The sequence below is a fragment of the Novosphingobium sp. RL4 genome (genome assembly GCF_035658495.1).
GTDB lineage: Bacteria > Pseudomonadota > Alphaproteobacteria > Sphingomonadales > Sphingomonadaceae > Novosphingobium.
Genome location: NZ_CP141944.1, coordinates 2,112,344 through 2,137,399 on the forward strand (window position 1 = coordinate 2,112,344; position 25,056 = coordinate 2,137,399).

At 64.0% G+C, this 25,056-nt stretch carries 22 protein-coding genes and 3 tRNA genes; 9 read left to right on the forward strand and 16 right to left on the reverse strand.

The annotated features are described in order from the left end of the window. The first annotated feature begins 73 nt into the window (after positions 1-73). Together U9J33_RS10245 and U9J33_RS10250 are read left to right on the forward strand one after the other, a co-directional pair. Positions 74-415 (forward strand): PilZ domain-containing protein, encoded by a 342-nt coding sequence (locus U9J33_RS10245; protein WP_324699035.1) that lies wholly within the window; start codon positions 74-76, stop codon positions 413-415. 277 nt (positions 416-692) lie between these two features. Further along, positions 693-947, forward strand: coding sequence for a hypothetical protein (locus tag U9J33_RS10250; RefSeq protein ID WP_324694980.1), 255 nt, complete (start codon positions 693-695; stop codon positions 945-947). An 88-nt stretch (positions 948-1,035) separates the two neighbouring features. Here the strand turns inward: U9J33_RS10250 and U9J33_RS10255 are convergent. The 8 genes from U9J33_RS10255 to U9J33_RS10290 form a co-directional block, all read right to left on the reverse strand. Further along, positions 1,036-1,111, reverse strand: a tRNA-Lys gene (locus tag U9J33_RS10255). 28 nt (positions 1,112-1,139) lie between these two features. Beyond that, a tRNA-Lys gene (locus tag U9J33_RS10260) sits at positions 1,140-1,215 on the reverse strand. A 25-nt stretch (positions 1,216-1,240) separates the two neighbouring features. Beyond that, positions 1,241-1,316 (reverse strand) — tRNA-Lys (locus U9J33_RS10265). 111 nt (positions 1,317-1,427) lie between these two features. Further along, positions 1,428-2,540, reverse strand: a complete 1,113-nt coding sequence (gene rodA / locus U9J33_RS10270) for a rod shape-determining protein RodA (RefSeq protein ID WP_185998785.1) — start codon at positions 2,538-2,540, stop codon at positions 1,428-1,430. Further along, positions 2,540-4,654, reverse strand: a complete 2,115-nt coding sequence (gene mrdA, locus U9J33_RS10275; protein WP_054435678.1) for a penicillin-binding protein 2 — start codon at positions 4,652-4,654, stop codon at positions 2,540-2,542. The genes rodA and mrdA overlap by 1 nt, the downstream gene beginning before the upstream one ends. Then, the gene (locus tag U9J33_RS10280; RefSeq protein WP_054435676.1) at positions 4,651-5,193 is read right to left on the reverse strand and encodes a hypothetical protein; all 543 of its coding nucleotides are present in this window, start codon (positions 5,191-5,193) and stop codon (positions 4,651-4,653) included. The genes mrdA and U9J33_RS10280 overlap by 4 nt, the downstream gene beginning before the upstream one ends. Further along, positions 5,193-6,080 carry a rod shape-determining protein MreC gene (gene mreC, locus U9J33_RS10285; protein WP_324694982.1) on the reverse strand — a complete coding sequence of 296 codons (888 nt, stop codon included), beginning with the start codon at positions 6,078-6,080 and terminating at the stop codon, positions 5,193-5,195. Before mreC ends, U9J33_RS10280 begins: the two co-directional genes overlap by 1 nt. A 135-nt stretch (positions 6,081-6,215) precedes the next feature. After that, positions 6,216-7,262 carry a rod shape-determining protein gene (locus U9J33_RS10290; RefSeq protein ID WP_132468775.1) on the reverse strand — a complete coding sequence of 349 codons (1,047 nt, stop codon included), beginning with the start codon at positions 7,260-7,262 and terminating at the stop codon, positions 6,216-6,218. 261 nt (positions 7,263-7,523) lie between these two features. Between U9J33_RS10290 and mutL the strand changes: the two genes are divergently transcribed. Both mutL and U9J33_RS10300 read left to right on the forward strand, forming a co-directional pair. Then, the gene (mutL, locus tag U9J33_RS10295; RefSeq protein ID WP_324694985.1) at positions 7,524-9,350 is read left to right on the forward strand and encodes a DNA mismatch repair endonuclease MutL; all 1,827 of its coding nucleotides are present in this window, start codon (positions 7,524-7,526) and stop codon (positions 9,348-9,350) included. Beyond that, on the forward strand, positions 9,347-9,841 hold the full coding sequence (locus U9J33_RS10300; protein WP_324694987.1) for a hypothetical protein: 495 nt from the start codon (positions 9,347-9,349) through the stop codon (positions 9,839-9,841). The genes mutL and U9J33_RS10300 overlap by 4 nt, the downstream gene beginning before the upstream one ends. Before the next feature lie 4 nt (positions 9,842-9,845). Here U9J33_RS10300 and U9J33_RS10305 read toward each other — a convergent pair whose 3' ends face one another. Further along, positions 9,846-11,096, reverse strand: coding sequence for an ectonucleotide pyrophosphatase/phosphodiesterase (locus U9J33_RS10305; RefSeq protein WP_324694988.1), 1,251 nt, complete (start codon positions 11,094-11,096; stop codon positions 9,846-9,848). A 42-nt stretch (positions 11,097-11,138) separates the two neighbouring features. Continuing rightward, entirely contained in the window at positions 11,139-11,918 is a 780-nt protein-coding gene (locus U9J33_RS10310) for a MauE/DoxX family redox-associated membrane protein (protein WP_054435669.1), read from the reverse strand. 41 nt (positions 11,919-11,959) lie between these two features. On the opposite strand from U9J33_RS10310, the gene U9J33_RS10315 reads away from it, so the two are divergent. Beyond that, positions 11,960-12,376: a MerR family transcriptional regulator gene (locus U9J33_RS10315; RefSeq protein WP_132468777.1), complete on the forward strand. Its 417-nt coding sequence runs from the start codon at positions 11,960-11,962 to the stop codon at positions 12,374-12,376. A gap of 22 nt (positions 12,377-12,398) precedes the next feature. On the opposite strand, the gene ychF is transcribed toward U9J33_RS10315, so the two are convergent. Next, a complete protein-coding gene (gene ychF / locus U9J33_RS10320; RefSeq protein ID WP_132468778.1) occupies positions 12,399-13,499 on the reverse strand; it encodes a redox-regulated ATPase YchF in 1,101 nt (366 codons plus the stop codon). Between the two features lie 140 nt (positions 13,500-13,639). Here ychF and U9J33_RS10325 point away from each other — a divergent pair, with 140 nt between their 5' ends. Beyond that, a complete protein-coding gene (locus U9J33_RS10325; RefSeq protein WP_324694993.1) occupies positions 13,640-15,169 on the forward strand; it encodes a tetratricopeptide repeat protein in 1,530 nt (509 codons plus the stop codon). A 51-nt stretch (positions 15,170-15,220) separates the two neighbouring features. Here U9J33_RS10325 and U9J33_RS10330 read toward each other — a convergent pair whose 3' ends face one another. From U9J33_RS10330 to U9J33_RS10350, 5 genes are all read right to left on the reverse strand, one after another. Then, positions 15,221-15,604, reverse strand: coding sequence for a PEP-CTERM sorting domain-containing protein (locus U9J33_RS10330; RefSeq protein WP_324694995.1), 384 nt, complete (start codon positions 15,602-15,604; stop codon positions 15,221-15,223). A 182-nt stretch (positions 15,605-15,786) separates the two neighbouring features. Beyond that, a complete protein-coding gene (gene pth / locus U9J33_RS10335) occupies positions 15,787-16,356 on the reverse strand; it encodes an aminoacyl-tRNA hydrolase (protein ID WP_324694998.1) in 570 nt (189 codons plus the stop codon). Positions 16,357-16,443: 87 nt separating this feature from the next. Beyond that, entirely contained in the window at positions 16,444-17,055 is a 612-nt protein-coding gene (locus U9J33_RS10340) for a 50S ribosomal protein L25/general stress protein Ctc (protein WP_054438835.1), read from the reverse strand. 151 nt (positions 17,056-17,206) lie between these two features. Further along, on the reverse strand, positions 17,207-18,061 hold the full coding sequence (locus U9J33_RS10345) for a TraB/GumN family protein (protein ID WP_324695002.1): 855 nt from the start codon (positions 18,059-18,061) through the stop codon (positions 17,207-17,209). A gap of 3 nt (positions 18,062-18,064) precedes the next feature. Beyond that, positions 18,065-19,024, reverse strand: coding sequence for a TraB/GumN family protein (locus U9J33_RS10350; protein ID WP_324695003.1), 960 nt, complete (start codon positions 19,022-19,024; stop codon positions 18,065-18,067). Between the two features lie 179 nt (positions 19,025-19,203). Between U9J33_RS10350 and U9J33_RS10355 the strand changes: the two genes are divergently transcribed. The 3 genes from U9J33_RS10355 (at position 19,204) to ppdK (ending at position 25,038) form a co-directional block, all read left to right on the forward strand. After that, positions 19,204-20,109: a glycine--tRNA ligase subunit alpha gene (locus U9J33_RS10355; protein ID WP_132468782.1), complete on the forward strand. Its 906-nt coding sequence runs from the start codon at positions 19,204-19,206 to the stop codon at positions 20,107-20,109. A 120-nt stretch (positions 20,110-20,229) separates the two neighbouring features. Further along, the gene (gene glyS / locus U9J33_RS10360; protein ID WP_324695006.1) at positions 20,230-22,314 is read left to right on the forward strand and encodes a glycine--tRNA ligase subunit beta; all 2,085 of its coding nucleotides are present in this window, start codon (positions 20,230-20,232) and stop codon (positions 22,312-22,314) included. A 60-nt stretch (positions 22,315-22,374) separates the two neighbouring features. After that, on the forward strand, positions 22,375-25,038 hold the full coding sequence (ppdK, locus tag U9J33_RS10365) for a pyruvate, phosphate dikinase (protein ID WP_132468784.1): 2,664 nt from the start codon (positions 22,375-22,377) through the stop codon (positions 25,036-25,038). Positions 25,039-25,056 lie beyond the last annotated feature (18 nt).

Genomic DNA, 25,056 nt, shown 5'->3' on the forward strand with positions numbered 1-25,056 from the left:
GTTCCTGTATCGCAACCGTAGATTTACCTGTCGCTGCTAGTGATCCGCTCCATCGGCAGGATCAGGGGCGGTGATGCGGACGGAAGGTTTTTGCGACAGGCTCAGCGAGCGTCATGAAGTGCTGCTGCGCGCGAGGTGCCGCAAGTCGAGCTGGCATGTCTTCGCTGTGGAACTGTCCGACATTTCCGAGGGCGGGTGCTGCATTGTCGGCAACGCGGATGATTTCGAGCCGGGCCAGAGCGTGGCGCTGCGCATCGCGCACCTCAAGGCGATCCCTGCGCATGTCCGCTGGATTCGCGAGAGCCGTGTCGGCATCGAGTTCCTTTCGCCTCTGGGCAGCCGCGTGATCGGGGATCTCGACAAGGCATACGGTATCCGCGGTGCGCGCAAGGATACCCTGTCGGAAGGGTTCTGATCCGGGGAAGCATCGCTTCGCGAAAGGGCGGTGAAGGCTGATGTCCCTGTTTACATCCCGGCCGGAAAGGCGGCCATTCACCAGGAAGCTTGCCGTAAAGGCAGCTCAGTGGCGCTGATTCGCGCGCGGGTTCCGGGTATCGTTAAGCCGGCGTTATGCGGTCTTCTAAGGGTTCTTCCGAAAGCGCGATGAAACCATGCCCTGCCGATAATGGTATGCCGGCCTCGTGGGATGCCCCCGCCTGGCCGGTGTCCATCATCTTTCGATAGGGACCGCAATGAAGAAAACAGTGATCGCTGCAATGGCCCTGGGCCTTGCGCTGTCGGCATCGGCCCAGGCCAATGCCGGCACCAAGGCTTATGGGAGCACCTTCGGGAAATCGTCCTATGCGCAGGAGCGATTCGGGAAATCCCCGTTCCGTCCCGGCCCGCTCAAGGGCAGAGATAAATACCATTGGGGTAATGGCCGCCCGGACAAGGGCCATGGAAACGGGAACAGCCACAATGACCACGACAAGTCTCGCGGGTGCTGATCCGGCTGACTGAATAATTCGGGGAGAGGGGCCTGGAAGGCACCGCGCGTTGAAGCGGGGGCTGTGTCAGGACTGCAGGGTAAGGAAATGGTGGACGCACTTGGGCTCGAACCAAGGACCCGCTGATTAAGAGTCAGCTGCTCTACCAACTGAGCTATGCGTCCACGCGTTTTCCGCGCAAGGTAATGGAAATGGTGGACGCACTTGGGCTCGAACCAAGGACCCGCTGATTAAGAGTCAGCTGCTCTACCAACTGAGCTATGCGTCCACACGTTTCCGTGCTTGGACAGGGATGGTGGACGCACTTGGGCTCGAACCAAGGACCCGCTGATTAAGAGTCAGCTGCTCTACCAACTGAGCTATGCGTCCACATACCCTGACCTGGGCTGCCGTGTCAGGCCTTGCGAGCCCGACCATCCGGCGGCGGAGAGGCCCCTATAGCGTGTGTTTTCAGGATGGGAAGGGGAAAATTCAAGAATTTTACAAGATTGAACCGGGGCGCCGATTCCAGCGGTTCACCGCCATAAGTGTGCCGAGGCAGATCATGTTGGTAAGCATGGAGGTGCCGCCGTGGCTCATGAAGGGAAGCGGGATTCCGACGACCGGGGCCAGCCCCATGACCATCATCAGGTTGATCGCCACATAGAAGAAGATCGTGGCCGACATCCCCGCCGCCAGCAGGCTGGAGAAGCGATCCGGTGCACTTCGCGCGACGCGCAGACCCCATGACAGCACCACGGCGAAGACGAAGAGCACGAACAGCCCTCCGGCCATGCCCCATTCCTCGGCCATCGTGGCGAAGACGAAGTCGGTATGCGATTCGGGGAGGTATTGCAGATGGCTCTGCGTGCCATTGCCGAACCCCTTGCCGAACAGGCCGCCCGAGCCGATGGCGATCTTGGACTGGGTGATGTGATAGCCGGTGCCGAGCGGATCGCTTTCGGGGTCGAGGAACACGAGCACGCGGTTGCGCTGATAGTCGTGGAGCAGGGTGAAGAATGCGATCGGCGCGGCGATGGCGCCGGTCAGGCCGGCCCCGAGGAACCAGGAGATCGGCAGTCCCGCAAGGAACATTGTCACCACGCCGCCGAAGCAGATCGCCAGGGCCGTGCCGAGATCTGGCTGGATCATCACGAAAAGCGCTGGAATTCCGATCAGGACACCCGCCGGAACCAGTCCGCGCCAGCTTGCCGTCATTGCATGCGGAAGCGTTTCGTAGAAACGCGCAAGCACGAGCACGATGGCGGGCTTCATGAGTTCGGAAGGCTGAAGGGTCATGAAGCCCAGGTTGAGCCAGCGCTGGCTGCCGCCGCCCACGGCGCCGATAGCCTCGACCAGCACGAGCAGCAGGACGATCGCGCCGTAGACCGGATAGGCCACCGTTCTGAAGAAATCGCGGCTGAACCGGGAAATGACGATTGCCATGACCAGGAAGATCAGGAAGCGCATCACATGGCTGAGCGCATAAGGCTGGAGGCTGCCGCCTGCCGCCGAATAAAGCACTGCAGCGCCCAGCGATACCAGTCCCATCAGGGGGATCAGCATGTGCCAGGGCTGGCGCGCGATGGCTTCCGGTACGATGGAGCGGCTGATCACTGCGTGCCTCCCGGTCCGGTTTGCGGGGCGGTCGTGGTAGCCGGCGACGGCGCGCTTGCAGGCGGTGCGGCAGGAGGCGGATCGTTGGAGCCGGGCTCCGGTGCCGGGGCCTGGGCTTCGTTGACGATAGGCTGCGCCGGGTCCTGACCCGATTCGGCGCCCTGGAGCTTGCGATTCTCCTCCTCGGCCGAAACAGCCGGGGCGCCGACGCCATATTGCGCGGAATAGGTGCGGTAGCGCGCATCCAGGCGTTCTGTAGGGGTTCCGCCCCACTTCTTCTCAAGCTCGGTCAGGATATCCATGCCCTTCTGCTTGTCGAAGACGTAAGTCAGCACGTCGCGCGCGATCGGATAGGCCGCGCCTGAGCCGCCGCCATGTTCGACCACGACGGAGCAGGCATAGCGCGGATTGTCGACCGGCGCGAAGCAGATGAAATGGCCGTGGTCGCGGTGCTTCCACAAGCCGCCCTTGCCGTTGCCGATGTTGAGGCCGACGACTTGCGCCGTGCCGGTCTTGCCGGCGAGCTTGATATCGGGGAAGGGCAGGGCCGCGTGGCGGGCGGAGCCGGGGCCGTTGGCGACATCCGACATGGCCTGCCGGACATAGGCGAGGTGGTCGTCGGGAATGCCCAGTGATGGGGCGACTTCGTGCTCATGCCCGTGAACGAGGCGCGGCATGATGACGCGGCCCGTGGCGATGCGGGCTGCCTGAATGGCCTGCTGCAGCGGGTTCACCAGGAAGTAGCCTTGGCCGATCGTGGCGTTGACCGTGTCGAAGGTCTGCCATTCCTTGCCGTATTTCTTCAGTTTCCACGCCGGATTGGGCACGGTGCCGTACGACTGGCCGGATACCGGCAGCGGGAAATCGTGGCCAAGGCCCAGCCGGCTCGCCATCGCCGCGATCGGGTCCATCCCCATGCGCTGGGCGAAATGGTAGAAGTAGACGTCGCAGCTCTGGTAGATGCCCTTGGCCATGTTGACCTGGCCATGCCCGCGCCGGTTCCAGCAGTGGAACACGCGGTTGCCCACCCGCAGGCCGCCGCCGCAGAATACCGATTCCTTGGGATCGAGCCCGGCTTCCATGAAGGACAGCGCTACCATCGGCTTTACCGTCGAACCGGGCGGATAGAGCCCGCGCAGAACCTTGTTGCGCAGCGGCACATGGTCGTCGTCGGACAGCATCTTCCATTCGAGGCGGCCGATGCCGTCCGAGAAGCTGTTGGGATCGAAGCTGGGCATCGAGCACATCGCGAGAATATCGCCCGTCTGGCAATCCATCACCACCACTGCCGCCGATTCGGGGCCGATCCGGCGCGAGGCATATTCCTGGATACCGGCGTCGATCGTGAGCTTCAGCGTCTTTCCGGGAACGTCCTCGCGGGTATCGAGGTCGCGGACGATCCGGCCCGAGGCAGTGACCTCCACACGCCGGGCGCCGGGCTTGCCGCGCAGGTCCTTCTCGTAGAATTTCTCGAGCGCGTCCTTGCCCACCTTGTAGCCGGGCGTGATGAGGACCGGATCGTGGTCTTTCTCGTACTCCTCGGCGGAGGCCGGACCGACATAGCCGATGAGGTGGCCGACCGATGGCCCCAGAGGGTAAAAGCGGGAAAAGCCGCGCTGGGTGACGACGCCCGGCAGATCGGGCAGCCGCACGCTGACGGCGGCAAAACGCTCCCAGTCCAGCCCGCTGGCGACTTCGACCGGGGCGAAGCCCCGTGCCTTGTCGAGCTTGTCCTCAAGATCCTGAAGCGCGATCGGGGACAGGTTCAGCAACTTGCCCAGGGTCTGGATAGTATGCGGGATATCCTGCAGGCGCTCGGGAATCAGGTCGACCCGGAAGTCGGCCCGGTTGGAGGCGAGCGGCGTGCCGGCACGATCGAGAATCCAGCCGCGACGCGGTGGGATCAGCGAGAGGTTGACCCGGTTGCTTTCCGCTTCGAGCTCGTACTTGGCGTTCTGCGCGACCGCGAGATAACCGAGGCGGGTGGCCAGCAGCACGCCGATTCCGCCCTGCATGGTGCCCAGCACGATGCTGCGCCGGTCGAAGCTGTTTCGCAGCGTGCCCGCACTGACATGGCGTTGCGGAAAGAACCGCTTGAAGCTGATCTTCATCGCAGGAGTACGATCGGCGTAAGCCGGAGCCGGTCCAACATGGCCACGATACGGCCGACGAGGGGATAGGAAAGCACGGAGATGACGACCTGCGGCACGATGACTTGAAGAGGGGAAGCAGCGCCTGCGATGTTGGCAAGGGCGAGGCTCAGCAGAATATAGGCGACGATGAGGCCCATGGCCATGAGCCATTCCGTGACGAAGTTTCGCCAAGGCAGGCGCGCTTCGACGATTTCCAGCGCGATGGCGGTGAGCGACCATAGCAGGACTGCGCAGCCGAACGGTTGTCCGGAGAACAGATCATCGAACAGGCCCAGCGGCAGCCCGGCCCAGATCGGCAGCAGGCCCGGGCGAAGTTGACGCCAGCCGAGATAGACGAGGAACCCCAGCGGGGGCATGACCGGCGCGGAGGCGATCATGAACCAGCCGGGGACCAGCGATCCGAGCATGATCGTCAGCCAGGGAAAGCCGCGAGCCAGCAGCCGCGATGGCGCGTGATTTATGCGCTGGCGGGAGCGGGGGCCGTTGCGGGAAAACATCAGGGCTTCTTGACCGTACCGTCGTTTGCAGGGGGTGGGGGCGGCGGGGGAGACCAACTCTTCTCGACCATGACGTAATCGGTGTCGGAAGGATTGCTGAGCACGCGGGCAGTGGCGCCGTCGCGGATCAGTTCCGTCACGATGGCGATCGGCGTTCCGGGACGGTAAAGTCCGCCCGAGCCCGAGGTCACGAGGACATCACCCTTCCTGAGCGGATTGATGCCAAGGTTGATGAGCCGGATGCGCAGTGTGCCGTCGCCGTTGCCCTGAGCGAAGGCGGCAACGCCGTCGGTCGCCCGGCGCACCGGCACGACGCTTTCGCTATCCGTCACCAGCAGGACGCGGGCACTGGAGGTGCCCACTTCGAGAACCCGGCCGACGAGACCCATCTGCGATCTTACGGGCATGCCCTTGGCCACATTGCGGTCCGCCCCGGCGCCGAGTGTGGCGTAGCGGCGCGAACTGGCGCTGGTGGACGAGGTCAGCCGAGAAAAGGTCACGGCGCCGCCGTCCTTCTCGGACAGATTCATCAGATCCTTGAGGCGCTGGTTCTCGGCTTTCGTGGCCGCTGCCTCGAACAGGCGGACCTTGGCTTCGGCAAGTTCGCGCTTGAGGCGTGCGTGTTCGTTCCCCGAATGGAGGAAGCCCGTGGCCGTGGCCCAGGCGTCCCGACCCATGTCGCGCCCTTGCGCGGAAACCTGCGCAGCCGGCTCCGACGCATCGTCGGCAAGGCCGCGCAGCGCTGAAAAGGCATCGGGGTTGACGAGTGAGACGACCACGAGTCCCAGCCCGACCACGGCGCCCAGGACGCCTGCGGTGTAGCTCAGGAAGGTGGTGTATTGCGCTCTGCGCGAATAGCTGGAGCGCCTGTTTGCTGGCGGCGCCATGCGCCATGCACTCCTTCGTAGTGGCGGCCCTGCCACTTCACGTGCAAGGGCCGCTCGAACCTCAAGACCGGCGGCAATACCGCCGGGACATCAGCGGGGTGGCGGACCGTAGGGCCGCTGCCACCCCGAACTCGATCAGGCGGACATCAACACGCCGCGATAGATCGGATCTTCCATCGCACGGCCGGTGCCGAGTGCGACGCAGGACAGCGGATCTTCGGCGACGCTGACCGGCAGGCCGGTTTCTTCGCGCAGGTAATCATCGAGGCCCTGGATCAGCGCGCCGCCGCCGGTGAGCACAATGCCCTGGTCAACGATGTCAGCGGCGAGTTCCGGCGCGGTGTTTTCAAGTGCGATGCGGACGCCTTCGACGATGGCGCCGATCGGTTCGGCCAGTGCCTCAGCGACGTTTGCCTGGGAGATGGTGATCTCCTTCGGGACGCCGTTCACAAGGTCGCGGCCTTTGATGTGGATCGTTTCGCCGATGCCGTCCGCAGGCATGACGGCGATGCCGTAGTCCTTCTTGATGCGTTCGGCCGTGGCATCCCCGATCAGGAGATTGTGGTGGCGGCGGACGTAGGAGACGATCGATTCGTCCATCTTGTCACCGCCGACACGGACCGAGGTGGTGTAGGCGAGACCGCGCAGCGAAAGCACGGCGACTTCGGTGGTGCCGCCGCCGATGTCGACCACCATCGAACCCACCGGTTCGGTAACCGGCATGTCGGCGCCGATCGCCGCGGCCATCGGTTCGAGGATCAGGTAGACCTGGCTGGCGCCGGCGTTCGAGGCAGCATCGCGGATGGCGCGGCGTTCGACCGAGGTCGAGCCCGAGGGAACGCAGATCACGATTTCCGGATAGCGGAACAGGTTCTTCTTGCCGTGCACCTTGCGGATGAAATGCTTGATCATTTCTTCCGCGATTTCGATGTCGGCGATGACGCCGTCGCGCAGCGGGCGGATGGCCTCGATGTTGTCGGGGGTCTTGCCCATCATCATCTTGGCGTCGTCACCGACGGCCTTGACCTTCTTGACGCCGTTAAGCGTTTCGATCGCCACCACCGAAGGTTCGTTCAGCACGATTCCGCGGTCCTGAACGTAGACGAGCGTATTGGCGGTCCCAAGATCGATCGCCATGTTCTGTGAGCCGAGTTTGAAGAATCGCGAGAAGGGCGAGGCCATCAGTAATCCGTTGTCTTTCCGGTTGCTTGCCACAGGAATTTCCCGTGGAGCGACAGGCAGGTTGGCATGGGAGCGGTCCCCTTAGCCCATCGATTCGGGAAACGCCAAAAATTTGTGTCGATTTCATGGGGGAATCGTACGGAGCCTGTCTCGAATTCCACGCGTTTCGTCGCTAGTCTTTCGAACAAATCGAGATTGTGGCGAGATCGCCCGTCCGCCGGCGGTTTGACGCTTTGCGCGCAACCGGACAAGAGACCCTGCATGCCAACCATCCGTCGCCTTCCCGAACACCTCGTAAACCGCATCGCTGCGGGAGAAGTGGTGGAGCGTCCGGCTTCCGCGCTCAAGGAGCTTGTCGAGAATGCGGTGGATGCGGGCTCCACGCAAATCACCGTTAGGATCTCCTCGGGCGGCCTCGACCTGATCGAGGTGACCGACGACGGCTGCGGCATGGAGCCGGAACAGATCGCCCTGGCGCTGGAGCGCCACGCGACCTCCAAGCTGCCTGACGAGCATATCGAACTGGTCGCCACGCTCGGCTTTCGCGGCGAGGCATTGCCCTCGATCGGATCGGTTGCGCGGCTGACCATCGAAAGTCGCCCGCATGAGGCGGCGGAAGGCTGGAAGCGTGTGGTTGACCACGGACTGGTCGCCGCCGACGGTCCCGCTGCATTGCCGCCCGGCACGCGAATCCGCGTTGAGGATCTGTTCGGCAAAGTGCCCGCCCGGCGCAAGTTCCTGCGCTCGCCGCGTTCCGAATATGCGGCATGCCAGGATGTCGTGCGGCGCCTGGCCATGGCGCGACCTGACATCGGGTTCGTGCTGGAACATGACGGCCGCCGCGTTATCGCGGTGCAGCCGCGCGAGGAACTGGCGGCGCGCGTGGCCCGTCTCGTTGCGCGTGAACTGGCGGAAGACGGTGTCCTGATCGAAGCCGAGCGCGGCACTGCCCGGCTCACCGGGGTGGCGGGCTTGCCGACCTACAATCGCGGCGTTGCCGATCACCAGTACCTTTTCGTCAACGGCCGCCCGGTGAAGGACCGCCTTCTGGTAGGGGCGGTGCGCGGCGCCTATTCCGACATGCTGGCGCGCGATCGCCATGCGGTGCTCGCGCTGTTCCTGGAGATTCCGCCCGAGGACGTGGACGTCAACGTCCATCCCGCGAAGACCGAGGTTCGTTTTCGCGATCCCGCCTTTGTGCGCGGTTTCCTGGTCGGCGCGTTGCGCCATGCGCTGGAATCTTCGGGTCAGAAGAGTGCGCAGCCCGCCTCGGTCGCGGCGATGGGGATGTGGCAGGTCGAACCTGTAGCGCCTGCACCTGCGCCGGCGCTGGGTTCTCTCTTCGCCCGCGAGTATTCGACGCCGCAATCCCGCTCCGATTTCCGCCCGGCGCCTTCGCGCGTCGGTGAAGCAGGGGAAGTCTGGCGTTCCTATGAGGCTGAAGTGATGGCCCAGCCGTCCGGACGCGCAGAACCCGTGCCCGACGAACCGGAGGATGCGCTGCGCTATCCGCTGGGTGTGGCCCGGGGGCAGGTGGCCGGCACTTATATCGTGGCCGAAGCGGACGACGGCCTCGTCATCGTCGATCAGCACGCCGCGCACGAGCGCCTCGTGCTCGAACGGCTCAAGGCCGCCGGTGCGGAGGACGCGATGGTGCGGTCTCAGGCCCTGCTGCTGCCCGAAGTGGTCGAGCTTGAGGAAGCGGCGTGCGATGCGCTGGACGACAAGATCGCCGATCTCGCCCGGTTCGGACTCGTGCTCGAGCGTTTCGGCCCTTGCGCGATGCTGGTGCGCGCGGTGCCCTCGGTGCTGGGCAAGTCCGATGTCTTCGCGCTCGTGCGCGATATTGCCGACGATCTTGCCAAGAACGGCGATGCGTTGCTGCTTGGCGAGAAGCTGGATCTCGTGCTCGCGACGATGGCCTGCCACGGATCGGTCCGCGCGGGCCGTTCGCTTTCTGTCGCCGAAATGAACGCGCTGCTGCGCGAAATGGAGCGCACCCCGCGTTCGGGCCAATGCAACCATGGCCGCCCCACGTGGGTTAAACTTGCCCATCAGGACATTGAGAAACTCTTCGGGCGAAAATGATGAAAAATGCGATCCTTGGGCTGGCCGTCGTCACTCTTCTCTCCGCCTGCGGGCAGGAAGATCCGGGGGGGCAGACGGCGGAGGATGCGCAGGATATCGCGAAGGTCGAACGGATGAGCAAGGAGCCGTTCAAGCCGATCATTCCCCGGCCGATCACCGAGATCGACGTGGCCCGCTACGGTCTAGACAAACCCGGCTGCGCTTTCCGCAAGCCGGACCAGAAGGACCCGATCTTCATCGCCAACGAGGAAGAGGGCTTCATGCGCATCGCAGGAGACCTCAAGCGCTACGCTGCCAAGGTCGAGAGCGCGCAGCTTCCGGGCAATGCACGCTCCACTTACGTCGGTCTGGCCAGTTGGGTCGATCTCGTGAGCCTGCCCGGCAAGGGCAGCGGATCGGACACGATGCACTGGCCGGCAAAGCTCATTCTTCATGACGCACAGGAACGCGTTGCCTTCATGGCCGAGGGCGAGGTTTCCTGCCGGGGCTGAGTACCTAACGCTGCTTCACGATATTGCGGAACGGTGCATCGTTGCCGTCGCCGTCGCTCGCCTGCGGCAATTTGAGGAGGTCACGCAGCAGCGGGGCAACGTCGACATTGTCGAACGGCGCCAATTTGCCGCGCTTCGCGAAGTCCGGCCCGCTGGCAATGAACAGCGCGGCCATTTCCGGTGCGGCATTGTCATAACCGTGAGTGCCGCCGGTGGAGGCTTTCGCAGGCAGCTTCGCGCTGATCTGCCAGCCGGTTTCGGCTAGGCAGAAGAACGGCGCGATCCGAGGATTTGTGCCATATCGCAGCCGAGCCGGAATGTCCTGCTTGCGCCAGCACTGCATGTGGTCATGTGCTTTCAGCAGCGCTGCGGCAAGCGCGGCTTCGTTGCCCGGCGTTGGCGCAAGCGCGGCGAACGGCCCGGTTTCTCCCAGCTTGTAAAGCGCGGGATCGGCAACGGCGTCCAGCGGGATGGTACGTTCGCTGGAAACCGAGGCCATGCCGTGATCGGCCACAACGATGAGGTTCGCCCGCTGCCCGAGTTCGCGCAGGCCAGCGACGAGCGCGCCGATATCGCGGTCGATTTCCGCTATCGCGGCATTCGTGCGGGGATCGTCGGGGCCGAAGCGATGCCCGGCCGTGTCTACATCGTCGAAATAGAGCGTCACCAGTCGGGGCCGGATGGCGGCGGGACGCCGCAACCAGTCCAGCACCGCGTTAACCCGCTGGACCGGGCTCGCCGCCTGGTTGAACTGCTGCCAGTCGCTTGGCCGGGTGCCGCCGGTGATCTGTTTCCAGGGTTCCGTAACAAGGGTTCCGCCCCAGGCTACGTTCGAGCCGGGCCAGAACATCGTTGCGGTGCGGATTCCGGCCTTTTCGGCAGTGACCCAGATCGGCTCGGCCTCATCCCACCAATAAGGCTCGTCGCTCGACATCGTGAACTTCTGGCCGGGATGTGCCGGATCTTCGAAGCTGTTGGCGATGATGCCGTTGTGGTCCGGCACCTTGCCTGTCACCAGGGCCCAGTGATTGGGGAAGGTCTTGCTAGGAAACGAGGGGCGCATGGCGGCACTGATGCCGCTGGCCGCAAGCTTCGAGAGGCTCGGGGTTATGCCGCGGTCGAGATAGTCTGCACGGAATCCATCGATCGAGACGAGAATGACGACCGGATCGCGGCGGTCTTTCGCCGGTCTGGCGGACGCGGGTGAGGCAAGTACGGCAAAAGTGCCCAGCAGCAGTGCGACGAGTCTTTTCATGCCTGCCCTCTAACCCGCGTTCCGTGACAGGTCGATGTCGTGTTATATCATCCGCGCCAGCATCCACAGCCCCATGGCCACCATGAACAGGTTCTCGGTAAGCGAGACGAAGCCGAGTGGAACCGCGCCGGAACCGCCGACGCAGGCGCACTTGAGTTCCCGCTTCTGGATATAGACAGCGTAGAAAACCGAAATGCCGCCGATACCGCCGATCGCGAGGCCGATCGGGATCGAGAGCCAGGGCAGGGCATGGGCGGTCATGAGCGCGCCCGCCGTCCATTCCAGCACCGGATAGGCATAGGCATAGGGCACGAAGCGTTTGGCCAGCAGGTCATAGCCCAGGAACATGGTCGAGAATTGTTCGACGTCCTGCAGCTTCAGCATGGCGAGCAGCATCATCGTCATGGAAACGAACCATTCCGCCGCCCGCAGCGTGAACGGCGTGCCGAATGCCGCCCAGCTTGCTGCAAGCGCAAGTCCGGCCCCGGTGGCAAATACCGCAAGCACGGGGCGATAGCTCGTCGCTTTCGGGTCCTGGAGCCTCAGGCCGAAATGGGCGCGAAGGTCGGAATGGCCGCCGATCCGCTTACCGCCGATGAAGGTCTGGGGTGTAGTGGTCACCCCATGCCGGGCCTTGAAGGCGTCCACTTGCTCGCGGGTCGTCAACCAGTGGTCCTCGACCTCGTAGCCGAGCCTTTCGAGCAGGTACTTCGACTTGAGGCCCCAGGGGCAGGTGTGCTTGTCCATGACCATGCGGTAGAGCACGGCCTTCTTGGCTTTTGAACTTTCGGTGGCCTGGTCGAGCGTCTGGTCATGTATCATGGGACGGCTTATAGCTCCCGTACCATGGTACGGAGTCAAGCATGGCTTTGACGATTTCTGAACTTGCCCGGTCTAGCGGCGTCGGCGTTGAAACCGTGCGCTTCTACCAGCGCAAGGGGCTGCTGTTCGACCCTCGTCCGGCTGCAACGGGAGGTGTCAGTGGGCAGAGGCACTACGGCGAGGAGGACGTGAAGCGTCTGCGCTTCATCCGTTCAGCCAAGGCGGCGGGGTTTATCCTCGACGAGATCGCCGAGCTCATCAGTCTCGATCACACCGGCGACCGGCCAAGAGCGCGGGAGATGGCGCAGGCGCGGCTGGTTCACCTGGATCAGGAGATCGCTCAACTGGAGGGGGCCCGCCAGTCGCTGCGAAAGCTGGCGCGGGAATGTGCGGGGTCGGACATCGGACCTTGCCCGATCCTCGAGGCGTTCGAGGACAATTCGTCGTCCCGGACCTGATCCGGGACGACGATGGTATCGATCAGACGTTGAACCGGAAGTGCATCACGTCGCCGTCGTGGACGACGTATTCCTTGCCTTCCTGGCGCAGCTTGCCGCCTTCCTTGGCGCCCGCTTCGCCGTTCAGCGCAACGTAGTCGTCATAGGCGATGGTTTCGGCGCGGATGAAACCGCGCTGCATGTCGGAGTGGATTTCGCCTGCGGCTTCGGGAGCTTTCGCGCCCTTGTGCACGGTCCATGCACGCGCTTCCTTCGGGCCGACGGTGAAGAAGGTCAGCAGGTTGAGCAGTTCGTAGCCGGCGCGGATGATCCGTGCGAGCCCGGTTTCGTGCAGGCCCATCTCTTCGAGGAAGACCATGCGCTCCTCTGCTTCCATGCCGACGAGTTCCGATTCGATCGCAGCCGAGACGATCACGGCGGTGGCGCCGTCCGCCTTGGCCTTCTCGAAGACGCGGGCGGAGAATTCGTTGCCTTCGGCAGCGGCTTCTTCTTCCACGTTGCAGACGTAGAGCACCGGCTTCGCGGTGAGGAGCTGGGCCTGGCGGAACACGCGTTCCTCGTCCTCGTCCTTGGGCTGGGTCAGGCGCGCGGGCTTGCCTTCGCGAAGCAGTTCCAGCGCCTGCCCGAGGACGGAGGCGATGATCTTCGATTCCTTGTCGCCCTGCGTCGCCTTCTTCTGGGCGGCGGGGACGCGCTTTTCGAGGCTTTCGAGATCGGAAAGCAGCAGCTCGGTCTCGACCGTTTCGGCATCCGCGATGGGATCGACCTTGTTGTCGACGTGCTGGATGTCGTCGTTTTCGAAGCAGCGCAGGACGTGGATGACGGCATCCACTTCGCGAATGTTGCCGAGGAACTGGTTGCCGAGGCCTTCCCCCTTCGACGCGCCGCGCACAAGGCCGGCGATGTCGACGAAGGAAAGCTGCGTCGGGATGATCTTCGCCGATCCCGCGATCGAGGCGAGCTGATCGAGGCGCGGGTCGGGTACGCCGACCTGGCCGACGTTCGGCTCGATGGTGCAGAACGGATAGTTGGCCGCCTGCGCCGCCTGCGTCTCGGTCAGCGCATTGAACAAGGTCGACTTGCCGACATTGGGCAGACCCACGATTCCGCAACGGAAACCCATCTTTTACTCCGGAATAAATGTATGGGCCGCGCCTTAGCGCCTGTCTGCCCGCTTTACCAGTTACCGTGACGCCTGTTTGCAAGAGTGTTTGCACGAGAGGCTTCACGGAAACTTCAGGGCTTGGCTTTAAGGGGCAGGGTATGAAGCCGCTCGTTCGCCTGTCGCTTGCCGTTCTGGTCGCGGTCTCGCTGACCGCATGTGGTGACGATGCCGCTGGCCAGCTCGACACGGCGCAGGTGCGCTATGCGGAGCAGGACTATCAGGGCGCCCGTGCCGCGCTGATTTCCGCGCTGGAGGATGAGCCGGGAAATCGCGCGGCTCTGGCGTTGTTGGTGCGCACGCAGATTGCGCTTGGAGATCCCGCGTCCGCCGAGCGCGCGCTCGGACGTCTCTTGCGGGCCGGTGGTGGTGGCGGGGGCGCTTCCGTGCTTCGGCTCAAGGCGGGGATCGCCCTGTTGCAAGGTCGCCCGGGCGAAGCCACGCGCCTGCTTGCGGGCGACGGCAGCACGGAGGCGTGGAACATGCGCGCTCAGGCATGCCTTGCGCTGGGTGATGAGCGCGGCGCAGTTTCTTCCTTCGACAAGGGCATGGCGGCGGGAAAGGATATTGCCCTGGCCGTGGCCTATGCCCGCTATCGGCTGGAAACCGGCGATCTTGGCGGTGTGGAGCGCATTCTTGCCCGTATGCAATCGTTCGCTCCCGGCGCGTACAACACGCTGGTTCTGGCCGGTGATCTTGCGAATGAGCGCGGCCGGACCGACGCTGCGATTGCGGCTTATGAAAAGGCGGTCTCCGCCTTTCCCGCCCGTGTCGTGCCGATGCTGGCGCTCGCCAATGCCTACGACGCGCAAGGCAGGGTCGATGAGGCCATGGCCGTTGTCCTGAAGGCGCAGAAGATCGCGGCAGGCGATCCCGCTGTCGATGATCTTTACATCCAGCTGCTTTCCGAGAAGGGGAAGTGGGAGGAAATACGCCTCGCGCTGCAAGGGCGCGATACGCAGCTCGATCCGTCCTCCGGGCTCGGCATGACTTACGCGGAGGCCTTGCTTCATCTTGGCCAGGCCGAACAGGCGCGCGTCATGTTCAGCCGCGCCCTGCTGCTCCAGCCCGGAAACCCCTATTCGCGGCTGCGACTGGGCGAGGCGCAACTGGCGACGGGCGATGCGGGTGGGGCGTGGGAGACGCTGCGCCCCCTTGCGGCGAGCGCGCTGGCGCGGCCGGAAATCCTCGATGCGGCGCAGGAGGCTGCCAGATCGGTGGGCGATCCCCAGGCGGAGGTATTGAAGGCGCGGCTCGATCCGGTGAGGCTCAAGGCTGCGATGGCGCAGGCCGACAAAGGGCAGGCGGCGCTGGCTGCGCAGGACTGGTCCGGTGCCGTGGCTATATATCTTCCGTTGCTCGGGCAGGGCGAAGACCCCGAAGTGCTCAAGCGACTGGCATTTGCCTCGTTGCGACTGGGCCGGGCGAAGGAGGCGCTCGCCTATGCCGACCGGGCGCTGGCCGCCGATCCCGACAATCCGGACTGCCTGCGTACGGCGGGGGTCGTTCGTCTGGAAGCAGGCCGCGACATTCCAGCTGCGCGAAGGCTTCTTGAGGCTGCGGCCGCAGCCGATCCGCGCAACCAGGACATAGCGCGCGACCTTGCAAAGGCGAAAGCCGCCGCCGGCTGAGCGCCGGCAGCGGCTATGTCATGCGCGGATGAGCGGGGCCGGCCCGCGTGATCAGGCGCGAGCCTTGCGACGGCGCGCGTAGGCGAGGCCGAGGAGGCCCATGCCCATCATGCCAAGCATGCCGGGCTCGGGAACATCGGTGCTGCCGCCCGAAGTTGAGCCGCCCGAACTGCCGCCCGACGTCGTCGTCGTACCGCCTGACGTCGTGGTTCCGCCGCTGGTCGTGCCGCCGGAAGTCGTGGTCGTGCCACCCGAAGTGGAGGTGGTGCCGCCAGAAGTGCTGCTGGAGCCGCACTGCTTGTTTCCGGCAGAGTGACCGCAGTTGCAGTAGTGCGTATGGTTCTTGTCCTTGCCCCAGGTGGCCAGTGCCGGCGTGCTGAAGGCGAGGGTGCTGCCGGCGGTAAGCGCCAGGACGAGCATGGTCTTGCGGAGCATTCGTATTCCCCTTGTTGCCCGAATGGGTTGCCCCCGATTGGGTTGCCAAGGAATACGCAAGGCACGTGCCAGATACGTTTTTATACGGAGTTCGTTGGTTAACGCGTCAGAGCTGATAACGATTGTGTAAACTAACCCGACGCGCATCCCGCATGAAAATCAGTTAATCAGACTCACCAGTTTCAATCCTGCTGGCGCAGTGCCACGTCGTTCATGAAGCGGGTATCGTCGCCCGCCGAAAGCCGGTCCGCTTCGCCGGCAATGGCGCCCAGCATGTCTGCGAGCGGGTCCATCTCGGCCTTGGCATAGTTGCCGAGGACGTAGCCGCTTACGCGGTCCTTGTGTCCGGGGTGCCCGATCCCGAGCCGAACACGGCGGAAATCGGCGCCGAGATGTTGGTCGATCGAGCGCAGGCCGTTGTGTCCCGCATGGCCTCCGCCGTGCTTCACTTTCACCTTGAACGGCGGCAGATCGAGTTCGTCGTGGAATACGGTCAGGTCGGAAAGAGCCAGCTTGTAGAAGCGCATGGCTTCGCCAACGGCGCGGCCGCTCTCGTTCATGAAAGTGGCGGGCTTGAGCAGGAGGATCTTCTGTGTGCCGATGCGGCCTTCCTGCGACCAGCCCAGGAACTTCTTCTGGACAGCACCAAAGCCATGGATTTCGGCGATCGCATCGACGGCCATGAAGCCGACGTTATGGCGATTGAAGACGTATTGCGGTCCGGGATTACCGAGGCCGACCCAAAGCTGCATGATTTTCCTGGTCCCCAGAATGACAAAAGGCCCCTCCCGCGCGCCGGGCTGGCCGGGGCGGGAGGGGCCGATTGATTGACCGTCCGATTACTCGGCTTCGGTCGTGGCCGTGTCGCCTTCCGAGCTCTTCAGAGCCGAGGGAGCAGCGATCGTCGCGATGGTGAAATCGCGGTCGGTGATCGCGCTCTCGGCACCGGCCGGAAGCTTGACGTGGCTGATGTGGATCGATTCACCCACTTCGAAGCCGGTCACGTCGATAACGATCTCGTGCGGGATCTTCTCGGCGTCGCAGACCAGTTCGAGGTCGTGGCGAACGATGTTGAGCACGCCGCCGCGCTTCAGGCCCGGCGAGGCGTCTTCGTTGGCGAAGACGACCGGCACGTTGACGTGCACAGTCGCGCCCTTGACGACGCGCAGGAAGTCAGCGTGGAGCGGACGATCCGAAACGGGGTGGAAGGCAACGTCCTTGGGCTGCGTCCGGTAGGTCTTGCCGCCCACTTCGACTTCGATGATCGAGTTGAAGAAGTGACCGGTCATGAGCTGACGGGTCAGCTCCTTTTCCTCGACGTGGATCGCGAGGGGTTCTTCGTTGCCACCATAGACAACGGCGGGGACGCGGCCATCGCGACGCAGAGCACGGGAGGCTCCCTTGCCAGCCCGATCACGCGTCTCGGCCGGCAGGTTAAGCGTATCGCTCATGTGGACTTGCCTTTCGAAAACTGGATAAAAATCGGATAGGGACCGCTTGCCGATCCATACCGTCCCGCCACGCCTCCAGGGATGACCATGACGGGAAGCGCGCGCCCTTAATGTGAAATGGGCGGAAATGCAAGCGCCCGGCGCATGGGCATCACTCGATCCGGGTCACCTTGTACCCTTGCCCGGCCAGCATCGCCGGCAGTCCTTCCGGGCCTGCCATGTGCGCGGCGCCGACCGCCACGAACGGGCGCTTGCCCTGCCGCATGGCGGCGGAGACCTTGCCTGTCCAGTCCCGGTTCCGGCCGACGAAAAGAACCGTACGCAGTTCCGGGTCGGCAAGCAGGCCCTTGCGGGTTTCCGCCTCGATCCGCGCCATGTCGCCTTCGCGCCAGCTTGCAGCGATGTCGCTGTCCGAACTCTGCGCTTCGGTGACGACGGCGGCGAGCAGTTCGCGTTGTTCCCGTTCGGGCAATGCGTCGAACAGGCCCAGTTGCCGGGCGGCACCTTCGAGTTCGATCACGGGCCGGTTGCCTGCGGCCACCATGACGGCGCGGTCCACGCCGTTGCGGGCCTGATCCTTGTCGGCCCCCGCCTGAGCGATGGTGAGGGCCGCGGCCCAGGTATCGATCGCGGCGAAATCGCCATCGGAATAGCCGCCTCGCTTGAGCAGTGCGGCAAGCGCAGGGCGCTTGTCCGGCGCGACCCGGCTGGACAAGGGCGGCTCTCCCTCGCTCCGGGCAAGCCGCGCGAATGTGGCCGCCACTTCAGCCTCATTCGCGAGATTGGCAACTTCCACCATGACGGTGTCGGCTGCGTCCATTGCTTCGCGTACTTTCGGGGTCTGCCATTGCAATGGGCGCTCGGCGCTGTGGATCGTGCCGAAGAGCCAGGCTACCTCGCCGTGCGGCCCTTCCACGCGCCAGAGCGCCGGATTGGCGGCCTCGGGCGCCGGACTGCATGCGAACAGCGCCAGAGCCGCAAGCGCGGGGAGGGCGGCGCGCCTCATCGGTTATTGTACCCGCACCGAACGGATGCCGGCTTTGGCAAGCTGGTCCTGCACGCTGCCCTTGCCTGCAAGATGTCCCGCACCCACCGCCACGAAGACCACCCCAGGCTGCGAGAGCCGGGTCTTCAGCCACTTGGCCCAGCTCCTGTTACGGTTGGTGATGAGCGCCTTGCGCATCAGTTCGTCCGATTCGTCTTCATTGAGCAGCTTGGCCAGTTCGTCCGCCCGGCCCAGTTTCCATGCCTCCACAACCTTGGCGATATCCTCGCGCAGGGTGGGAAGCTGCTCGAGCACTTCGGCCAGATAGCGTTGCTGGCTCTTTTCGGGCAGGTCGGCGAAAAGACCGATCTGGTAGTCCGCCGTTTCGAGCGGGTGCCGGGCGATCCCGCTGGACGCGGCTTTGGCTTCGATCTGCGTTTCCACGCCGTTCGCCTGATCGTATCCCGCTGCCTTCAGCGGCAGCAGGGACAGGAGAAGACCCGCATACCAAGGCTGGAATGCATCGAAGGTTTCTGCCGGAAGTCCAAGATTGGAAAGCCCTTTTTCCAAATTGGTGCGCTCCAAAGGTGCCAGGCTCTCACGCAGGGTCTTGCCGTCATGCCGCATTCCCCGGTCCACGAAGACCTTCTCAAGCGTTGCGGGCGAATCGAGCATGGTCTCCGTCACCAGCAGGTCTGCCGACTCGAATGCCTGCTGCACGGGGCCCTGAAACCATGCGGCGTTCTGCGGGAGGATGTGGATCGTGCCGAAAAGGTAGATCGTGGTGTCCTTGTCGGCGATCTTCCACATCGCCGGCCGTGCCGGAACGGGAACTGCGGTTTCCGACACGGGAGCGGAGACTGCCGGAGTGGCGGTCTGCGCCAGCGCGGGAGGCGCGGCGAACAGGAAAAACGACGCGGTGGCGGCGATGCCCCATGATGTTTTTGCACCCATGCCGGGCCGGGTCTTGCTGGAAAAGATCATCGCGTTTCCATGGAAGGAGAGGGGCAAACAGGGCCTTAACGGACTTCGACTGGCCGGGAGATAACGGCAGGTCGTCGTTTGAGGTAGCGGTAACTGTCATTTTAGTGCGGCTTGCGCGGTTGATTTGCCCGGTTCGATCCGCCAAAGGCCGCGCAGCCAAGAGATTTGACGGGATTTCGATGTCGACCGCCGCCAAACAGCCGCTCAGCTTCCAGGACATGATCCTGACGCTCCACAATTTCTGGAGCGCGCAAGGCTGCCTTATTCTTCAGCCCTATGACATGCGCATGGGAGCAGGTACTTTCCATCCGGCCACGACGCTTCGCGCGCTTGGGCCTGAGCCTTGGAAAGCTGCCTATGTCCAGCCTTCGCGCCGTCCGACCGACGGCCGCTACGGCGAGAATCCGAACAGGCTTCAGCACTATTACCAGTATCAGGTGATCCTGAAGCCGAACCCGGAGAATCTCCAGGAACTCTACCTCGCCAGCCTCGCCGAGATCGGCGTTGATCCGCTGGCGCATGACATCCGCTTCGTCGAGGACGATTGGGAAAGCCCGACCCTGGGCGCCTGGGGCCTTGGCTGGGAAGTCTGGTGCGACGGCATGGAAGTGACGCAGTTCACGTATTTCCAGCAGGTCGGCGGGTTTGACTGCAAGCCGGTAGCCGGGGAACTGACCTACGGGCTCGAACGCCTCGCCATGTACATCCAGGGCGTGGACCGCGTTTACGACCTGCGCTTCAACAACGAGGGCGTGAGCTACGGCGACGTCTTCCTTGCCAACGAACAGCAGATGTCGAAGTACAACTTCGAGATCGCCGACACCGAAGCACTCTTCGCCGGCTTCAAGGCCGCCGAGGCTGAATGCATGCGCTGCATCGAGGCGGAAATCCCGCTCGCCGCCTACGATCAGGCGATCGAGGCCAGCCATCTCTTCAACCTGCTTCAGGCACGCGGCGTGATCTCCGTGCAGGAACGGGCCAGCTATATCGGCCGCGTGCGTGATCTGGCGAAAGGTTCGTGCGAGGCGTGGATCGAGAAGAACAAGGCCGAATGGGAAGCCAGGTTCCCGGGGTGGACGGTATGAGGCCTCGGCAGCCCCGCACTGAGCGGAATGAGGCAAATGCCGCATTTCCGGCCCCGCTCGTCCTGAGCTCGTCGAACGACGCCGCAGCTGCCCCATCAACCCGTCAAACGGCGTACTGACATGACCGACTTCCTTCTCGAACTCCGCTCGCAGGAAATCCCGGCCCGCATGCAGGCTGGCGCCCGCGCCGATCTCGAAAAGCTGTTCCGCAAGGACATGGCGGCGGCCGGCGTCACCGTGGGTGAAGTGACCGTCTGGTCCACCCCGCGCCGCCTGGCGCTGATCGCGCACGGGTTGCCGCTTGCCACCGAAGCGGTCCGCGAAGAGACCAAGGGGCCGGCCACCAGTGCGCCCGAACAGGCTCTGGAAGGCTTCCTGCGCAAGACCGGGCTGAGCAAGGACCAGCTCGAAGTTCGCGATCTCAAAGGCAAGGATACCTACTTTGCCGTCGTCGAGAAGCCCGGCCGCGCCGTGGCCGAGGTGCTTGCCGAAGTGATCCCCGCGATCATTCGCAACTTCCCGTGGCCCAAGTCGCAGCGCTGGGGCGCCGCCTCGATCTCCACCGAATCGCTGCGCTGGGTGCGTCCGCTTTCCGGCATCGTCGCGATCTTCGGTGAACAGCTCGTGGCGTGCGAAGTGGGCGGCATCGCGTCCGGCTACGTAACGCTTGGACACCGTTTCCACGCCCCCGGCGAGATCACCATCGGCGGCGCGCATGACTATGCCGACAAGCTGCACCTCGCCCATGTCCTTGTGAACCAAGAGGAACGGCAGGACATCGTCCGCACCAAGGCGCGTGAGGCGGCCGAGGCTGCGGGGCTCGTGCTGGTCGAGGATGAAGGACTGGTGATCGAGAACGCGGGCCTGACCGAATGGCCGGTGCCGCTGCTCGGCCGGTTCGAGGAAGATTTTCTCGAGGTTCCCCCCGAGACTATCCAGCTGACCGCGCGCGTGAACCAGAAGTATTTCGTTTGCGAAGATGCTGCAGGTTCTCTGGCCAACGCCTTCATTTGTACGGCAAATATCGTCGCCACCGATGGCGGTGCAGCCATCGTCGACGGTAACCGCAAGGTGCTGGCCGCGCGTCTGTCGGATGCTCGTTTCTTCTGGCAGCAGGACCGCAAGACGCTGCTGTCGGAGCAGGCGAAGAAGCTCGAGCGGATCACCTTCCACGAGAAGCTGGGCACTGTCGCCGACAAGGTCGAGCGGGTGGCCAAGCTGGCGGAATGGCTGGCAGCCGAAGGCATCGTCCCGAACTGCGATCCGGCGCTCGCGCGCCAGGCGGCGGAACTTTGCAAGGCCGATCTGGTCACCGAAATGGTGGGGGAATTTCCTGAACTTCAAGGGCTTATGGGTGGTTATTATGCCCGTGCTGAAGGTCTTCCCAACGCCGTGGCCGATGCTATCCGCGATCACTACAAGCCGGTCGGGCAGGGCGACGAAGTTCCCAGCGCGCCGGTAACGGTAGCTGTGGCATTGGCGGACAAGCTGGATACGCTCCGCAGCTTCTTTGCGATCGACGAGAAGCCGACCGGCTCGAAAGACCCGTTCGCGCTCCGCCGGGCGGCGCTGGGCATCATACGGCTCATCACGGACAACCGCTTGCGCTTCGGCGTTGCCGAGAGCGATCTGCTCGATTTCTTCGTGGACCGCCTCAAGGTGCAGCAGAAGGAAGCGGGCGTTCGGCACGACCTTATCGACGCGGTGATCGCGCTGGGCGGCGAGGATGATCTCGTCCGCCTGCTGGCCCGCGTTCATGCGCTTCAGGCTTTCGTCGCCACGGACGACGGCGTGAACCTGCTTGCCGGCTACAAGCGCGCGGCCAATATCCTGCGCAAGGAAGATTGGAAGGATAAGGTCGATCCCTCGGGTGACGAAGATCCCATGGAAAACGTCGACCATCCCGACATGAAGGGCGTCTACGCCGCGCAGCAGGACGTGACCTACGCGCCCGAGGCTGCCGAACAGGCGCTTCTCGGCGCGGTGGCGGCGGCTGAACCTCAGGCCGCACGGGCGGTGGAGGCAGAGGACTTCGCTTCGGCCATGTCCGCGCTGGCCACGCTCCGCGCGCCGATCGATGCTTTCTTCGATCAGGTCATCGTCAACGACAGCGACCCGGTAAAGCGCCATGCAAGGCTGGCCTTGCTTGATCGGTTCCGTGCTGCAGTGCACAATGTTGCGGATTTTTCGAGGATCGAGGGCTAGGGAGCTTTCCCTGAAACTCGTGAAACTTTTATCAACCAGGACAGGAAAGTCAGGGGATAGATGAGCAGACAGGTCTACACGTTCGGCGGCGGTGTTAAGCATGAAGATGCCCGCGCCCGTGACAAGGTCGTCGTCGGCGGCAAAGGTGCGAACCTCGCTGAAATGGCGGGTATCGGCCTTCCGGTGCCCCCCGGCTTTACCATCACCACTGAAGAGTGCGTGAAGTATCTCGCCGAGGGCGGTGACTTCTCGGACCTGCTGCGCGCCGATGTAGCCGAAGCGCTCACCCACATCGAAAAGACCGTGGGCAAGAACTTCGGCGATGCCGCAGATCCCCTGCTGGTCTCGGTCCGCTCGGGCGCGCGCGTTTCGATGCCGGGCATGATGGATACCGTCCTCAACCTCGGCCTCAATGACGATACCGTCGAAGGCCTGTGCAAGACCTCGGGCGACGATCGTTTCGCCTGGGACAGCTATCGCCGTTTCGTTCAGATGTACTCCGACGTCGTTCTCGGCCTCGATCACGATCGCTTCGAGGAAGCGCTCGAGATCGCCAAGGAAGACAACGGCTACATGAACGATGTCGAGATGACCGCCGACAACTGGCGCGCCATCGTCAAGGAATACAAGGGCATCGTCGAGGAAGAACTCGGCCGCCCGTTCCCGCAGGACGTCCATGAGCAGCTCTGGGGCGCGATCCAGGCCGTGTTCGATTCCTGGGATTCGGACCGCGCGAAGGTCTATCGCCGCCTGAACGACATTCCCGGCGACTGGGGAACTGCGGTAAACGTGCAGGCCATGGTCTTCGGCAATATGGGTGATACATCGGCCACGGGCGTTGCCTTCACGCGTGATCCGGCTACCGGCGAAAAGGCCTATTATGGCGAATGGCTGGTCAATGCGCAGGGCGAGGACGTCGTCGCCGGCATCCGCACCCCGCAGTACCTGACCAAGGCTGCGCGCGAGCGGGCAGGGGCAAAGCCGCTGTCGATGGAAGAAGCGATGCCGGACGCCTATGGCGAACTGGCCGCGGTGTTCGAGCTGCTCGAAAAGCACTACCGCGACATGCAGGACATCGAGTTCACCGTCGAACGCACGAAGCTTTGGATGCTCCAGACCCGCTCGGGCAAGCGCACCGCCAAGGCCGCGCTGAAGATGGCGGTGGACATGGTGGAAGAAGGCCTGATCGACGAATCCACCGCGATCCTGCGGGTCGATCCCATGGCGCTCGATCAGCTCCTGCACCCCACGCTCGACCCCAAGGCGCCGCGCGACATCCTCGGCAAGGGCCTTCCGGCCTCGCCGGGCGCGGCTTCGGGTGCGATTGTGCTCGATGCCGATACCGCTGAAAAACGCGCCGAGCGCGGCGATGCGGTGATCCTCGTCCGTGTCGAGACTTCGCCTGAAGACATTCACGGCATGCATGCCGCGAAGGGCATCCTCACCGCGCGCGGCGGCATGACCAGCCACGCGGCTGTGGTGGCGCGCGGCATGGGCCGTCCCTGCGTTTCCGGCGCTTCGGGCCTTTCGATCGACATGAAGACCCGCACCCTGCGCATGGGCTCGCGCGAGTTCAAGGAAGGCGACGTGATCACGCTCGACGGCGCCACCGGCGACATCATGGCCGGCGAAGTACCGACCATCGAGCCGGAACTGGCGGGCGATTTCGCCACGCTGATGGTCTGGGCCGACAAGCACCGCCGCATGAAGGTGCGCACCAACGCCGAGACGCCGGCCGACTGCAGGATGGCCCGTCAGTTCGGCGCCGAAGGCATCGGTCTTTGCCGTACCGAGCACATGTTCTTCGACGCGGGCCGGATTTCGGCCGTGCGCCAGATGATCCTGGCCGAGGACGAGGCCGGTCGCCGCGCGGCGCTGGAGAAACTGCTGCCCGAACAGCGCGCGGACTTCATCGCGATTTTCGAGGTGATGGCCGGCCTGCCGGTCACCATCCGCCTGCTCGATCCGCCGCTTCACGAGTTCCTGCCCCACGGCGATGCCGAGTTCGCGGAGCTTTCGGAAACGATCGGCATCGGTGTGGACACGCTGAAGCGCCGTGCGGACGAACTGCACGAGTTCAACCCGATGCTCGGCCATCGCGGTTGCCGCCTTGGCATCACTTTCCCCGAAATCTACGAGATGCAGGCGCGCGCCATTTTCGAGGCCGCCTGCGAAGTCGCAGCGGCTTCGGGTGAGGCGATCGTGCCGGAAGTGATGATCCCGCTCGTCGCGACCAAGCGTGAGCTGCAGATCCTCAAGAAGGTGGTAGACGAGGCTGCGGCGAAGGTCTTCGCCGAGAAGGGCCGCACGCTCGACTATCTCGTGGGCACCATGATCGAACTGCCGCGCGCAGCGCTCATGGCCGGTGAGATCGCCGAGGAGGCCAAGTTCTTCTCGTTCGGCACCAATGACCTGACGCAGACCACGCTGGGCGTATCGCGCGACGATGCCGCGCGCTTCCTCAGCCCCTATGTCGAAAAGGGTATCTACCCGCGCGATCCGTTCGTCAGCCTCGATATCGAGGGTGTCGGCCAGCTGGTGCAGCTCGGTGCCGAGCGTGGCCGTGCGACTTATGCTGATCTCAAGCTCGGCATCTGCGGCGAGCATGGCGGCGATCCCGCTTCGATCGCGTTCTGCGAGAAGGTCGGGCTCGACTACGTCAGTGCCTCGCCGTACCGCGTGCCGATTGCACGTCTCGCAGCGGCCCAGGCCGCTCTGGCCTGAAGCGGCTCGCGCGAAAGA